This is a genomic window from Vibrio sp. QJM3NY_26 (assembly GCF_057786005.1).
Window position 1 is genome coordinate 923328 of the sequence record NZ_CM173515.1, and the last position, 15386, is coordinate 938713.

At 45.0% G+C, this 15386-nt stretch carries 13 protein-coding genes; 11 read left to right on the plus strand and 2 right to left on the minus strand.

The window, feature by feature from the left end; genetic code table 11:
- Positions 1-207 precede the first annotated feature (207 nt).
- Positions 208-672, plus strand: coding sequence for a phosphohistidine phosphatase SixA (gene sixA, locus AC3CH4_RS04155; RefSeq protein ID WP_054548175.1), 465 nt, complete (start codon positions 208-210; stop codon positions 670-672).
- Positions 673-842: 170 nt separating this feature from the next.
- On the opposite strand, the gene smrB is transcribed toward sixA, so the two are convergent.
- Entirely contained in the window at positions 843-1373 is a 531-nt protein-coding gene (gene smrB / locus AC3CH4_RS04160; protein WP_488543336.1) for an endonuclease SmrB, read from the minus strand.
- Between the two features lie 62 nt (positions 1374-1435).
- Between smrB and prmB the strand changes: the two genes are divergently transcribed.
- From prmB to hflX, 10 genes are all read left to right on the plus strand, one after another.
- Positions 1436-2368: a 50S ribosomal protein L3 N(5)-glutamine methyltransferase gene (gene prmB / locus AC3CH4_RS04165; protein WP_054548177.1), complete on the plus strand. Its 933-nt coding sequence runs from the start codon at positions 1436-1438 to the stop codon at positions 2366-2368.
- Between the two features lie 238 nt (positions 2369-2606).
- On the plus strand, positions 2607-3248 hold the full coding sequence (locus AC3CH4_RS04170; RefSeq protein WP_017076791.1) for a LysE family translocator: 642 nt from the start codon (positions 2607-2609) through the stop codon (positions 3246-3248).
- A 477-nt stretch (positions 3249-3725) separates the two neighbouring features.
- Complete coding sequence (locus AC3CH4_RS04175; RefSeq protein WP_488543337.1) at positions 3726-5183, plus strand: protein adenylyltransferase SelO; 1458 nt, start codon at positions 3726-3728, stop codon at positions 5181-5183.
- Positions 5184-5340: 157 nt separating this feature from the next.
- Positions 5341-6069, plus strand: a complete 729-nt coding sequence (locus tag AC3CH4_RS04180; protein WP_488543338.1) for a response regulator — start codon at positions 5341-5343, stop codon at positions 6067-6069.
- Positions 6070-6113: 44 nt separating this feature from the next.
- Positions 6114-7559 (plus strand): ATP-binding protein, encoded by a 1446-nt coding sequence (locus AC3CH4_RS04185; RefSeq protein ID WP_488543339.1) that lies wholly within the window; start codon positions 6114-6116, stop codon positions 7557-7559.
- A gap of 110 nt (positions 7560-7669) precedes the next feature.
- Entirely contained in the window at positions 7670-8917 is a 1248-nt protein-coding gene (locus tag AC3CH4_RS04190; RefSeq protein WP_488543340.1) for an ABC transporter substrate-binding protein, read from the plus strand.
- Positions 8918-9061: 144 nt separating this feature from the next.
- Positions 9062-10000 carry a carbohydrate ABC transporter permease gene (locus AC3CH4_RS04195; RefSeq protein ID WP_488543341.1) on the plus strand — a complete coding sequence of 313 codons (939 nt, stop codon included), beginning with the start codon at positions 9062-9064 and terminating at the stop codon, positions 9998-10000.
- Positions 9997-10854, plus strand: a complete 858-nt coding sequence (locus AC3CH4_RS04200; protein ID WP_004736059.1) for a carbohydrate ABC transporter permease — start codon at positions 9997-9999, stop codon at positions 10852-10854. The genes AC3CH4_RS04195 and AC3CH4_RS04200 overlap by 4 nt, the downstream gene beginning before the upstream one ends.
- A 6-nt stretch (positions 10855-10860) precedes the next feature.
- Positions 10861-11973: an ABC transporter ATP-binding protein gene (locus AC3CH4_RS04205; protein ID WP_488543342.1), complete on the plus strand. Its 1113-nt coding sequence runs from the start codon at positions 10861-10863 to the stop codon at positions 11971-11973.
- A gap of 279 nt (positions 11974-12252) precedes the next feature.
- The gene (gene hflX / locus AC3CH4_RS04210; protein WP_017073597.1) at positions 12253-13620 is read left to right on the plus strand and encodes a GTPase HflX; all 1368 of its coding nucleotides are present in this window, start codon (positions 12253-12255) and stop codon (positions 13618-13620) included.
- 97 nt (positions 13621-13717) lie between these two features.
- On the opposite strand, the gene pfaD is transcribed toward hflX, so the two are convergent.
- Positions 13718-15355 (minus strand): eicosapentaenoate synthase subunit PfaD, encoded by a 1638-nt coding sequence (pfaD, locus tag AC3CH4_RS04215; RefSeq protein ID WP_048664270.1) that lies wholly within the window; start codon positions 15353-15355, stop codon positions 13718-13720.
- Positions 15356-15386 lie beyond the last annotated feature (31 nt).

Sequence of the window (15386 nt, forward strand, 5' to 3'; positions counted from 1 at the left end):
CGACTTCTAAATCATTTTTATCGATTTTTATCAGTGATTTATTTTCTTTTAATAAGATTGTTAAGAAAGTCGAACTCTTTAGCAAGTGACTTGATATAATTATTTATATAGACTGCGGCTTCTCTAGTTTGAGAGCCAAACGCTAAGTAGCGTATCGCTGATATGGGATATATCGACTTTCGAAATGTTACGTAGACAGGACTGAACATGAAAATATTCATAATGCGCCACGGTGAAGCAGAACATTTTGCGGACTCGGATGCAGAACGAGCGTTAACCAAGCGCGGGAAAATGGCATCTCTTGCAGTGGCTCAAGCTGCAAATGAGCAGGGGATTAGTCAATTCGATAAAGTGCTTGTGAGCCCATATTTAAGGGCACAAGAAACGTGGTTAGAAATATCTCAGGCGTTTTCCGGAAAGAAAGTAGAAACCTGTGATGATATTACGCCTTATGGAATGTCTGACGACGTGTTTGATTTGACTTTAGCGATGGCTGAAGTAGAAAAACTAGAGACCATTTTGTTTGTTTCTCATTTACCTCTAGTTGGCTACTTAACCGCTGAGTTCGCGACAGGCATGGCACCACCAATGTTTCCGACTTCTGGATTAGCTTGTATCGAATTCGACCTTGAGACACAAAAGGGCGAGTTACTTTGGAATATTAATCCATAGACTAGACAAAGCTCGTTGGGCTCTTTTTTTACAAAAAAAAGACAAAGTTGAAGACAAATAAAAAGGGCACCTCAATGCAATTGAGATGCCCTTTGTCATTTCTGAAACGCTGTTTGTACGAATCAATAACTGGCTAGTTAACTTTTGTTGAATAAACTGAAAACTAGAGGTTATTTATCGGGAATGGAAAGTAAAACCAGCAGCGCGCCGTTGCCGCCAAACTCTAATGGTGCTTGGTGAAAAGCCATCACGTCGGGGTGCTGCGCTAACCACAAAGGCACCTTCTGTTTAAGGATGTGTTTACCGATACCGTGCTGAACACAGGCACACGCCACGCTCTCTTTCACGCAGTGCGCAATCATTGCACCTAACTCGCGTTTCGCTTCTTGTTGAGTCATACCGTGCATATCAAGATACACATCAGGTACGTAGACACCACGACGTAAGCGCTTCAGTTCATACTTAGAGACATCATCACGCGCATAACGTGTTGGACCTTCTTCGCTAAGATGCGGAATGAACTCATCCGAGAAATAAAACTCGCTATCACTGGCTTGTCTTGCCGTGCGAGCAATTTCTTTTTGCTTGGCATTTCTTTTTGGCTGCTGGACTATGGTATCCTGTTGCAACTTTTTAACGCCCTTTACTGCATCGTTGAATAGGGCGAAATCGTCATCGAAGTCGGTGTCTTTTTTGCTCATCAGGTTATGAATTCTAATTAGAAACGTAATTAGCAGTATTGTAGCGCTTTTCGGAGACAATTTTGGATAAGATTTTTGTAGAAGAAGCGGTATCAGAACTACACACGCTTCAAGATGTGATTCGTTGGACTGTTAGTCGCTTTAACGCAGCGGGCCTTTTTTATGGTCACGGCACTGATAACGCGTGGGATGAGGCGGTACAACTTATTTTACCTACTCTTTATCTGCCGATTGATGTTCCTTCGCATGTGATGAACTCTCGTCTAACGAGCAGCGAACGTCTGCGTATTGTTGAGCGCGTAATCAAGCGTATCAATGATCGTACACCAACGGCTTACCTAACCAACAAAGCTTGGTTCTGTGGTCTAGAGTTCTTCGTTGATGAACGTGTTCTTGTGCCTCGTTCGCCAATTGGTGAGCTGATCGAAGCTCAATTCCAACCTTGGTTAACTGAAGAGCCAACGCGTATCATGGACCTTTGTACGGGTAGTGGCTGTATTGCTATTGCTTGTGCTCATGCATTCCCTGATGCAGAAGTAGACGCGATTGATATCTCTACTGACGCATTGCAAGTTGCTGAGCAGAACGTTCAAGATCACGGCATGGAGCAGCAAGTGTTCCCAATCCGTTCAGATCTTTTCCGTGATTTACCAAAAGAGAAATACAACCTGATCGTATCGAACCCACCTTACGTGGACGAAGAAGATATGAACAGCCTACCGGAAGAGTTTACTCATGAGCCGGAACTTGGCCTAGCAGCGGGTACTGATGGCCTTAAATTGGTTCGCCGTATTCTTTCTAACGCACCAGATTACCTAACTGATGATGGTATATTGATCTGTGAAGTGGGTAACTCAATGGTTCACATGATGGACCAATATCCAGAAATTCCATTTACTTGGATTGAGTTCTCGAATGGCGGTCATGGCGTATTCATGATCACTCGCGAGCAGTTAGTGGCTTGCGCAGATGAGTTCTCTATCTACAAAGACTAAGTTTTGTATCGAAAAAGCTTCTTTGATTAGATTCGGGTTACCTTCGTTATTAAAGAAACCCTATCTGTATTAATTTAAACGCCATGCAGCAGTGCATGGCGTTTTTTATTGCCTAAATTTTGGATATCGTAATTAGCGTTGAGGATTTGTTTCATATTATTTAGTTGCTTAATGTGAATAACTATCACATATTGATGGTCAATGTTTACTCGTTTTAGTGAGTTAAGGAGAATTCGCGATGAGCTTTGATACATGGATTTATTATTTATTAGCTGTGCTGGTTTTGACAGCTTCGCCCGGGCCAAGCTCTTTATTATGCATGACCAAAGGTGTGCAATCTGGCTTTAAATTATCGATATTTACCGCGCTGGGTAGCTTAACTGCGATTACTGGAATTCTAACGTTATCGTTTACTGGGCTGGGCGTGATTATCGCTTCGTCTGAGGTGGTGTTTAATGTCATTAAATGGACCGGTGCTGCTTACCTAATTTATCTTGGTTGGAAGTCACTACGTTCTAGCCAGCAAGATTATGACAACCTATCCAATCAACAATCCGATTCTAAATCGGTTAAAGAAAGTGCTGCGCAGCATTACCTCAGTGGCTTTATTGTTGGCGCGAGCAATCCCAAAGCTATCCTATTTTTTACCGCACTTTTTCCGCAATTTATTGACCCATCGATCGCTCTGGTTCCACAGTTCACCGTGTTTGCTTTGACCTTTATTGTAATGGAATTGTCTTGGTTATTGGTTTACGCCTATTTAGGGGCTAAATCGTCAAATTGGTTGTTCGCCAAAGGTCGCGCCAAGGTTTTTAATCGTGTCACTGGAGGCGTGTTCATTGGGGCTGGTGCACTGCTTTCGACGACTAGTCGAGCATAGCTTTTGATTTATCAAATAGTTGAATAGTTGCAGAATATTCTTGATGCTGTAATAAAAGGTTAATATTAATGTGCTTGCTGATATCGGTGTAAAGTCGATATATTGGTGTTACACCATCACGTTCTCAGGAGAGACATATGCAGCATCAAGAAATGATTCAACACAGTAATTTTGGCGTAATCAGTCGTACTTGGATTTTCTCTACCCTTTCTCTTGTGGGTATTCTTGCTCTAATGTAGTCAGTTTTATGGCTCAATATTTTCAGTTTTTATTATGAATACACTTGTTAAAAAGTCTTCAAAGTCAGAACTCTTATTCTCATAAATGTGGCTCTTCTCATCAGGTTAGCCACTTAGCTTTTCCTCTTTGCAAAACAGCTAAGCAATCTTCACTTATAAGCTCATCGCGTAACCTCATCTGAAGTTGTTATCAAACTGTGATAATCTTAAATCATCTTTTATCTATAGTGTGCCTCTCATGTCTGCCTGGGATTCAATTTCATTTAGCAATCGATTTATCGCATTACCTCGACTGTTCTATACCCCAATTCAACCTACACCGCTCAGCAATGTCCAATGGCTCGCATGGAACCATAATCTTGCGAATGAACTTGGCTTTCCGTCATTTGAAAACGCTTCCGAGGAATTGCTTGAGACGTTATCTGGCAATGTTGAACCTGAGCAGTTTTCGCCTGTAGCAATGAAATACGCAGGTCACCAGTTTGGCTCTTATAACCCTGATTTAGGTGATGGAAGAGGGCTGTTATTAGCGCAAGTTGTCGCGAAAAGTGGTGAAACGTTCGACTTACACCTTAAAGGTGCAGGTAAAACCCCCTATTCGCGTATGGGCGATGGTCGAGCGGTTATTCGCTCAACGGTTCGTGAGTATCTATGTAGCGAAGCGATGGCGGGTCTTAATATCCCAACCACACGTGCGTTGGCGATGATGACCAGCGATACGCCGGTTTATCGTGAGAAGCAAGAGTGGGGCGCATTGTTGGTGCGCGCTGCTGAGTCACATATTCGTTTCGGTCACTTTGAACACCTGTTTTATGCCAATCAGTTGTCAGAACATAAATTATTGGCCGACAAAGTCATCGAATGGCACTTCCCAGAATGCCTCGATGAAGAGAAACCCTACGCAGCCATGTTTAATGAGATTGTTGATCGCACTGCAGAAATGGTCGCGCTGTGGCAAGCGAATGGTTTTGCTCACGGAGTCATGAACACCGATAACATGTCGATCATCGGCCAAACTTTCGACTATGGCCCATTCGCATTCCTTGATGAATATGACCCAAGATTGATCTGTAATCACTCGGATTACCAAGGTCGTTATGCTTTCAATCAACAGCCTAGAATTGGATTGTGGAACCTATCGGCACTGGCGCACTCACTTTCGCCGCTGGTGGATAAAGCCGAACTTGAGGCTGCACTCGAACAATACGAACCACAAATGAATGGTTATTTCAGTCAGATGATGCGTCGTAAGTTGGGGCTGCTTTCGAAACAGGAAGGTGACAGCCGTTTGTTTGAATCTATGTTTGAGTTGATGTCGCAAAACAAAGTCGACTACCCAAGATTCTTTAGAACGCTGTCGAACTTGGATACCTTGCTGCCACAGGAAGTGATTGATTTGATTATCGACCGCGAGGCAGCGAAGCTGTGGATGGATAACTACTTACAACGCTGCGAATTGGAAGACAGTTCAGTGGCAGAGCGCAGCGAAAAGATGCGACAAGTGAACCCGAAATACATCCTCAGAAATTACCTTGCTCAACTCGCCATAGATAAAGCGGAACGCGGTGATAGCAGCGATATTGAAGCATTAATGGTGGTTCTGGCTGACCCTTATGCAGAACACCCAGACTATGAACACCTTGCAGCTCTGCCTCCTGAGTGGGGCAAAGCCATGGAAATCAGCTGTTCCTCTTAACCTTCTATGATTCTTTGAGTCGCTAAGTACAGGTAGAGGTCACTAAGATGTGATCTTTATCTGTTTGTTCGTCTAACTTTACAAACATGTCAATAATCAAATAATCGGCCAGCCTATACACTATGTGAATAAGTTGTAAATTTAATAGGTTTAGGCGATGCCAACAAATACTCGAATTCTCGTGGTGGATGATGATCAAGAAATCCGCGAGCTGCTGGAAGAGTACCTAACAAAATCGGGTTTCGATGTGTCTTCTGTGGGAGACGGTGTTGAACTCGATACCCACCTGCAAAACCAAGGTTATCCCGATTTGATTCTGCTTGATGTCATGCTACCCGGTGATGATGGTTTTACCTTGTGTCAGCGAGTTCGAAAGCAATCGAATGTGCCTATCATCATGCTGACTGCGGTATCGGATGAAACCGATCAGATTATCGGGCTGGAAATTGGTGCCGATGACTATATTGCCAAGCCGTTTAGCCCTCGTCAGTTAATGGCTCGAATCAAAGCGCTGTTACGCCGTGTTCAAGTAGTCGATGACAAACCCAATGATGCACTGCCAAAGCAGATTATTTTTGGTGATTGGACGCTTGATACGCTCGCACATCGAATTTCCCACAATGAAAGCTCAGAAGAGATGGACTTGTCGGGTAGTGATTTTTCTTTGTTGATGTTGTTCTTAACTCGACCTAACGAAGTTCTCGACCGGGATACTATATCTTTTGCGACCAGAGGCCGTGAAGCGCTGCCGTTTGAACGTGGTATTGATGTGCAGCTTAGTCGCCTCAGAAGCCGATTGGGCGACAGCGGTAAATATCCTCACTACATTAAAACCATGCGCGGCAATGGCTACATTCTTGCTGTGCCTGTTCAGTATGAACACTAAGCATGATTTATGGTTAACGAACTAAGACTAATAAAGTATTTCGTATGAACTGGTTGAGCCGGTTAAAGCCAAATTCCTTGGTCGCAAGAACATTGCTGCTTACCTTATTAGCGGTAGTGATTGCTCAAGGTATCGCAACGTCTATCTGGTATAGCGAATCAAAACACAAAGAGCTGGAAGGGATTCGTTCTGCTTCGTCGAGCATGGCGAATATGTTTGCTTCAACGGTGACTTTTTTCCAATCTTTACCCGTTAAATATCGTCATATCGTGCTGGATCAAATCCGCAATATGGGGGGAACACGTTTCTTCGTTTCTTTCAATAAAGAGGCTTTGATTGTCGAACCGATCCCAGATACCCGGCTAAAAACCGCCTCAATTGAGGCGATAGAAAGTGTTTTGAGTAGCAAACTCAATAAAGTGGCGTCAGTACGGGTTGATTTTTCTCGACCGGAACACCTCCGCTTGCTCAAAAATGATATTTATTTAAGCGATCTCCCGCGATCGTGGGCACATCATACTTTAACCTTAGAGCCTCTTAATCCACCTATTTTGGTTGTTCAGATAGAATTGACCAGTCATGAATGGGTGTACATTGCGGCATTGTTGCCAGCGCCATATGTGAAACTCGACGATACGATTCTCGGTCGTGAGCAAGTCATTTTCTTAGTTTCCTCGACACTCATTCTATTGGTTTTGACTTATTTGATGATTCGTCGTCAAGTACGCCCTCTTAAAAAGTTAGCTAGAGCGGCTAATGAGATGAGCATGGATATTCAGCAGCCTCCGCTTAACGAAGAAGGGGCAACTGAACTGGTCACTGCCACTCGAGCCTTTAATCGCATGCAGCAACGAATTCGTCGCTATGTGGCCGACCGAGAGCACCTTTTCTCTGCGATCTCCCATGACTTAAAGACACCAATAACACGTCTTAGGTTGCGTGCAGAGTTGTTGGAGAGTGAAGTAAAGAAAGACAAATTCAATAAAGATCTCGATGAACTTGAGATGATGGTTAAAGGTGCTTTGCAAGCGGTAAGAGACACAGACCTTCATGAAAACAATGCCATTATCGATCTCAACGAGATGATGCTCTCCGTAATTGAACTGCACAACCAATACCAAACTCAGATCGAGTTTGAACCTGCCGTGATTGAGCCTTTGGTTGCTAAACCTTTAGCGATTAAACGCGTGCTCACCAATCTTATCGACAATGCTGTGAAATATGGACAATCCGCCGAGGTAGATATCAGCAGTGATTCAGTGTGGGTCATTGTGACGATTCAGGATCACGGCAAAGGTATTACTGAAGACAAGTTAGAGTTGGTTTTCGAACCCTACTTTAGGCTTGCAACCGACGACCAAGGACATGGTTTAGGGCTCGGGATCTGTCGAAACATTCTGCATGGACATGGCGGAGATCTCATTATTCGCAACTCCTCTCAAGGTGGCCTAGAAGCCAAAGTCTATATACCAAGAGGCTTAGAAGTGTAATGTAACAATTGTGTTACATAAGTCTTACCTTTTGTTTCAATCCTAAAAATCAAAATAAGTAGACTCTTTATTGAACCGGACGTCGAGTCCGCTAAACATGGAAGATTATAATGAAAATCAATAAAACCTTACTTACTCTATCTCTTCTTGCTGCCTCAACATTTTCTCAAGCTGGTGAAGTGGAAGTGCTTCACTGGTGGACTGCCGGTGGCGAAGCGAAATCCGCTGCGGTACTGAAAGAGATGATTGAAGAACAAGGCCATACGTGGAAAGACTTTGCTGTTGCTGGTGGCGGCGGTGAAAGTGCGATGACTGTTTTGAAAACTCGAGCAGTATCGGGCAATCCACCTTCTGCAGCGCAGATCAAAGGTCATGATATTCAAGAGTGGGGTGGTTTAGGTTTTCTAACGTCTCTCGATGCGACTGCTAAACAAGAACAGTGGGATGAACTACTACCAGAAGTAGTGACTAAAGTGATGAAGTGGGATGGCGAATATGTAGCAGTTCCTGTCAACGTTCACCGTGTTAACTGGCTTTGGGCTAACCCTGTTGTTTTAGAAAAATCAGGTGTGACGGTTCCAACGACATTAGATGAGTTCTTTGTTGCTGCAGACAAGATTAAAGCGGCTGGCTTTATTCCACTGGCTCATGGTGGTCAACCTTGGCAAGACGCGACGGTATTCGAGGCAGTAGCACTTGATGTACTAGGCAGTGAAGATTACAACAAAGCGTTCGTTGATCTTGATATGGACGTATTATCTGGCGACAAGATGGTGGAAGTGTTCACCAAATTCAAAAAAATGCGAGATTACATCGACAGCAACTCTCCAGGTCGTGATTGGAACGTAGCAACCTCAATGGTTATCAATGGCGAAGCAGCGATGCAAATCATGGGTGACTGGGCGAAAGGTGAATTTACTGCAGCAGGTAAAGTGCCGGGTAAAGACTACATCTGTGCACCAGCTCCTGGTACTGACGGCCAATTTACCTTTAATATCGATAGCTTTGCGTTCTTCGAGTTAAGTGACAAAGATAACCAAAAAGCGCAGCAAGATCTAGCTAAAACCATTCTTACTAAAGATTTCCAAGAAGTCTTCAACCTTAACAAAGGTTCTATCCCTGTACGTCTAGATATGGACATGTCTAAGTTTGACCAATGTGCGTTGGATTCAATGGCAACCTTCAAAGCGAGTGCTGAATCGGGCGATCTTGTTCCGAGTATGGCTCACGGCCTAGCGACCACAAGCTACGCTCAAGGCGCTATCTATGACGTAGTGACCAACTTCTTCAACGAGAAAGATGCCGATCCGAAACAAGCGGCAGCTAAGTTAGCAAAAGCAGTGAAAGCGGCTATCTAATCTAACTTGGTCTAACACCAAACCCCCAGGGTGGGTAGGCTCGTAGGGAGCCTATCTGCTCTTCACTCCCAATTCTAATATGCGTGATGCTGATGTGGTGCCGAAAGGTAAGCCACTGGCTCGATTGTGCAACAAGGATAAGTTATGGAGCATGTTTTGACTGAGTCGACTCCAAAACCCACAAGGAGCCAGCCTGCACCGAAACCGAGTTTTGCTGACAGGTTGCAACATTGGTTACCTAAAATTGTACTGGCGCCGACTGCGTTAGTGACCGTGGTGTGTATCTACGGCTACATTTTTTGGACGGCCGCATTGTCGTTCACCAACTCTCGATTTCTGCCTAGCTTTAACTTCGTTGGTTTAACCCAATATGAAAAGCTGATGGATAACGATCGCTGGATCACCTCAATCACCAACCTCGGTGTGTTTGGTTTTCTATTTATGGCGATTGCCATCTTGCTTGGTGTTGGTTTAGCGGTATTGCTTGACCAGAATATCCGTCAAGAAGGGGCGATTCGTACCATCTATTTATACCCAATGGCGTTGTCGTTCATCGTGACGGGTACGGCGTGGAAATGGATTCTTAATCCGGGCCTTGGTATTGAAAAACTGATGCATGACTGGGGTTTTACTGACTTCAGGTTCGATTGGCTAGTCGACTCTGAAATGTCGGTCTACACCTTAGTGATAGCGGCACTTTGGCAGTCTTCAGGGTTCGTGATGGCAATGTTCTTAGCGGGGCTGCGCGGTATCGATTCTTCAATCATTAAAGCCGCTCAAATTGATGGGGCAAGCTTACCCACTATTTATTTTAAAATCATTCTACCTTGCTTGCGTCCTGTGGTTTTCAGTGCGGTGATCATCACCTCACACATTGCGATTAAGAGCTTCGACCTTGTGACCGCAATGACGGCAGGTGGCCCCGGTTATTCATCGGATCTTCCTGCGCTATTCATGTACGCACACTCTTTTACTCGCGGACAAATCGGCCTTGGTGCTGCCAGTGCCATGATGATGCTTGCCGGTATCTTAGCGATTCTCGTGCCTTATCTTTACTCTGAACTTAGGGATAAAAAGTCATGATGAATAACATCAACTTTGCTCGAATCTTTATTTATTCAGCACTGCTTTTCTTCTGCTTGGTGTATTTGATGCCATTGTTCGTCATGGCGCTGACGTCATTCAAAACCTTGCCTGATATCAAGGCAGGCAACCTGATGAGCTTGCCAAAAGAGTGGGTGTTCGATGCTTGGTATAAAGCTTGGGACACCGCATGTACGGGCGTGAAATGTGAAGGTATCAAAGGCTACTTCTGGAACTCATTCCAAATGGTGATTCCTGCGGTTGCGATTTCAACATTGCTCGGTGCATTCAATGGCTATGTCGTGACGAAATGGCAATTCAGAGGTTCAAACCTGTTCTTTAGTTTGTTGTTGTTTGGCTGCTTTATTCCATTCCAAGTGGTGCTGCTGCCAATGGCAACCATGTTAGGAAAAATGGGTTTGGCAAACACAACTATCGGCTTGGTGATTGTGCACGTTATCTACGGCATGGCGTTTACGACCCTGTTTTTCCGTAACTTCTACATCTCGATTCCTGATGAATTGATCAAGGCGGCAAAACTCGATGGTGCAGGTTTCTTTACCATCTTCTTCAAGATTTTATTACCGATCTCAACGCCAATTATCATGGTGACGGTGATCTGGCAGTTCACCGCGATTTGGAATGACTTCTTGTTCGGGGTGGTGTATTCGGGCTCTGATACACAACCGATAACTGTGGCATTAAACAACTTAGTTAACACCAGTACTGGCGTTAAGGAATATAACGTCGACATGGCTGCCGCGATAATCGCCGCACTGCCAACGCTGTTGGTGTATGTCTTCGCAGGAAAATATTTTGTTCGTGGCCTAACGGCAGGATCAGTAAAAGGATAATTACCCATGGCAACATTAGATTTAAAACAGATCCGTAAAACCTATCGCAACGCGGACAACGAAACGTTAAAGGGCATCGACATTAGTATCGATTCGGGGGAATTTTTGATACTTGTCGGCCCTTCGGGGTGTGGGAAATCCACTTTAATGAACACCATCGCTGGGCTAGAGAATATTAGCTCGGGTGAGATTGTGATTGATGGTGTAGATGTAGCGCAGGTTGAGCCAAAAGATCGCGACATCGCGATGGTATTCCAGTCTTACGCGCTTTATCCAAACATGACGGTGCGTGGCAATATCGCCTTTGGTCTGAAGATTCGTAAGATGCCTCAACAAGAGATTGATGCTGAAGTTAATCGAGTGGCAGAAATGCTGCAAATCGAACAGCTGCTTGATCGTAAACCATCGCAGCTTTCTGGTGGCCAACGTCAACGTGTCGCGATGGGCCGCGCTCTGGCTCGTCGTCCTAAGCTGTATCTATTTGATGAGCCGCTTTCTAACTTGGATGCCAAGCTGCGTGTTGAAATGCGCCACCAGATCAAACGTCTGCACCAGAAGCTGAATACCACGATTGTTTATGTAACCCATGATCAGATCGAAGCGATGACTCTGGCGGATCGCATCGCAGTAATGAAAGACGGTGAACTGCAGCAGTTAGGCACACCGCAAGAGATTTATACCAAGCCAAATAATATGTTCGTGGCGGGCTTTATGGGGTCACCATCCATGAACTTTATTAAGACCATGGTGGATTTGGATGAAGAACAGAATCCGATCATCAAAGTGGTGGGTACCGCCGAACAAGAACACCACATTCGATTGCCACAGAGTATGCGTGACCAAGATGGCAAAGAGTTGGTGATAGGGCTACGTCCTGAGCACATTACCGAGCAAGAAGGTGATGATGTGTCGGCAACCACAAAGCTAGATCTGCAATTGGAAGTGTTGGAGCCAACAGGGCCAGATACTATTGCGATGGTCAAAGTGAACGACCAAGAAGTCGCGTGTCGCTTATCGCCAGAATTTGAAGTGTCGGTTGGGCAAATGGCACCGCTTCATTTTGATTTATCAAAGGCGGTATTCTTCGATGCTCAAACCGAAGCGAGAATCGATTTCTAACTTCTAGTTGCTGAGTTAGTTTAACAATCAAAGTTCATGTCTAAATCAAAGGCAGTATCACCAACTAGTAATAAGTAATGTGATGCTGTCTTTTTCGTTGTCTATACTTGCTTTTTATTCCTTATAAAAACAGAGGGGTAAACGATATATATGCTTCTACTGCAATAATATCGTGATTTAGTATCCCTTAGCTCTATAAAGCTGACGTAGAAACGCGTAGGATCACACTACTTTAGATCAAATACTAGGTTGCACTTTGGTGCATAGACAGAATAAAACATGAAACTAACAGCAAAACCAGCGGCGAATAACGCTTTACTTATTTCTATTACGACACCGGATTTTAAAGGTGACGAAGCAAAAGAGTCTCTTGCCGAACTTGCTCGCTTAGTGTCAACCCTAGGGTTTAAAGTCGTCGGTACTCAATCGCAGCACCATAACTCATCTCAACGACAGAATGTGTTGGGTGCAGGTAAGCTTGCCGAAATTGCACATCTAACTGGTTACCAAGGCTCTATTGAAGAAGCTGAAGATGAAGATTTTATTGATGAGTCGTTTGATTTTAGTTCTGAAATCGATGAGCTAGATTTTGATGATCTTCCAACGGGCAACTTCCAATACGGTGCCGCTGATGTTGTGGTATTTGACTGTGATTTAAGCCCATCTCAAATGCGTACTGTTGAGGCGAGTTTGGGTGTGGAAGTATTTGACCGTACTGGCATCATCATCGAAATCTTCAGCCGCCACGCTCGTACTCGTACTGCTCGTCTGCAAGTTGATATCGCTCGTCTAAACTACTTAGTACCACGACTGCGTGAAACGGCTGAGGGTGATAAAGAGCGTCAAATGGGTCAGGGCGCAGGTGAAACTTCACTAGAGCTAGACCGTCGTAACGTACGTGACCAAATTGCTGCGCTTAAGCGTGAGCTAGTAAGCGTACAAGATGAAATGAAGACCAGACGCACAAGGCGCGCGGAGCTTTTCACTGTTGCTTTAGTTGGCTACACCAATGCCGGTAAGTCTTCGATGATGCGTGCAATGACCGCAACCGAAGTGGTGGGTGAAGATAAACTGTTCGCAACGCTAGATACTACGGTTCGTGCACTTCAGCCAATTACTCAGCCACGTATCTTGGTTTCAGACACGGTTGGTTTCATCAAGAAACTGCCACACGATCTGGTTGCTTCATTCCACTCAACGCTAGCAGAAGCGCATGATGCTTCACTGCTTTTGTATGTGGTTGATGCGTCTGACGTTTCGTTTCGAGCTCAGCTTGATGTCGTACACGACGTATTAGCACAAGTGGGCGTTGAAGGTAGCGAAAAACTATTAGTGCTGAATAAGTGCGATAGATTGACTGAAGAACAGCAATTAGAGCTGATCGAAGAATTCCCAGATGCGATGCTAACGTCGACTCGTGATCCGTTAGATATCACGAAACTGCACAAGTACATCGTTGGTGTTGCTGAAGAAGGCATGATCGAAGAAGAGATCACTATCCCTTATTCTGGACAAGGCATCATCGGTGAGATTCGCTCAAACATGAGTGTGGTTAAAGAAGAGTACGACTACGAACACATCAAATTAACGGTTCGTTCAAGCGCCATTGATTTAGCGCGACTGAAAAAGCGTATGCAAAATTCTTAATCTTTTAGCTAGCTTAAGAAAAATGACCAAAAGAAAAGCGACCCGTTAAGGTCGCTTTTTTTATTCGTTGAGCTTAATTAACTCTGTATTGAAATGCCTACGCCATTCTTTGAGTCGGCTTCCAACGTGCTAGTTCTGGGTCAAGCTTGATACCTTGCGAAGTCAGCAGGTTAACACGTGCTAAGTAAGCCGCACCGTGCATCAGATGCTTAGCAAGATCAACGGCATTACGCTGTTGGTAATCATCTAAATAGCTGTCTTTTGCCCATGCGTTGAATGCGCCAAGTGCCGGACCAGCCCATACTTGGTAATCCATTTCACGACCTTGTTCACCGGTGTTTGACCAACGGCTAGAAAGCCCTAAGTACCAACGGAAGATCAACGCCATCTTACGCTTTGGGTTGCCTTCAGCACGTTCGATCTGTTTAGGGTCGCGCTCGTTAAAGTGCGCCACAGTCCCCGCCCAAATGTCATCCAGTGTTGAACGGAAAACTTGCTTCTCAAGCTTCAGGCGTTCTTCTACTGGAATTGCTTCAATCGAGTCGTAACGCGTGTATAGCTCATACAGTTTGTTGGCACGCATTGGGAATAAGGTGCCACGCTTAACCACTTGCAGTTTCACGCCCATTTCGAACATGTCGGCCGCCGGGGCCATAGTCACGTCAGCCATTTCAGTTGTCGAAAGCAGCTTACGTGTGTGTTCGCTCGCGCCAGCCTCAACACACGCTTGGTTGATTGAACCCGTAACAATGTAAGCAGCACCCATGTTAAACGTCGCTAGAGCAGCGTCAGGCGTACCTACGCCACCACCACAACCAACGCGCAGCGGAGTTTTGAATTGGTACTGTGCTTGGATTTGCTCTTTCAGGGCAAGAATAGTTGGTAACAGTGTGACAAGTGGACGGTTATCGGTGTGACCACCAGAATCGGCTTCTGCGGTAATGTCATCAGCCATAGGAACCAGCTGTGCCAGTTCCATCTGTTCTGCTGTGATTCGGCCTTCATCAACCAAAGCTTGCAGCATTTTCACAGGAGCAGGCTGCATGAACTTACTTGCGACTTCAGTACGGCTTACCTTAGCAATAACCTTGTTGCCAATCTGAATCTCACCTTGTGCATCACGGCTCAGGCCAGCGGCACGGTAGTGAACGATTTGCGGTGTTAAACCTAAGAATGCAGAAGCCTCAACCGTTTTCACTTTGTGCTTCAAAAACAGCTCTACACTGCCGCGCTCTAGAGCGGGTTCGCTTGGGCTGTGAATCAGATTAAACGCATAAGGGCCGTTTGGCAGTGCTGCTTGAATACGGTTGATCGCTTGTTCAACGCGAGACGGGATTAAGCCCGCCGCGCCAAATGAACAAAGAATGCCAGCCTGACCAAGGGCAATCACCAACTCTTCAGATGAAATGCCGTTTGCCATTGCGCCCGCGTAGTAAGCGTATTTCACGCCGTGGCAGCGACGAAAATCTTCGTCGCCTAAGCTTTGTGTACCAAGAGCCGGAGCAAATGCGCTAACCGGTTGGCTGTTCGCCGAGCTTGCTGAATCGCCTGATGCAATCTCTGCTTGTTGGCTTACGCCTAAGCCTTTTTCTGGGTGGTTCACTACGTAACAAGCAAGGCTTAAGTCTTTCAATATTGTCGACATTGCTGCGTTATCAAAGCGAGTTGTGCTCTCTTCGATTTGCCAAGGCCACGGAGATAACTTTTCGTTATTGATTGTAGTTTGAGTTGTCATTCTAAATTCTTTCCTAGTTCTCTGTCTCTGT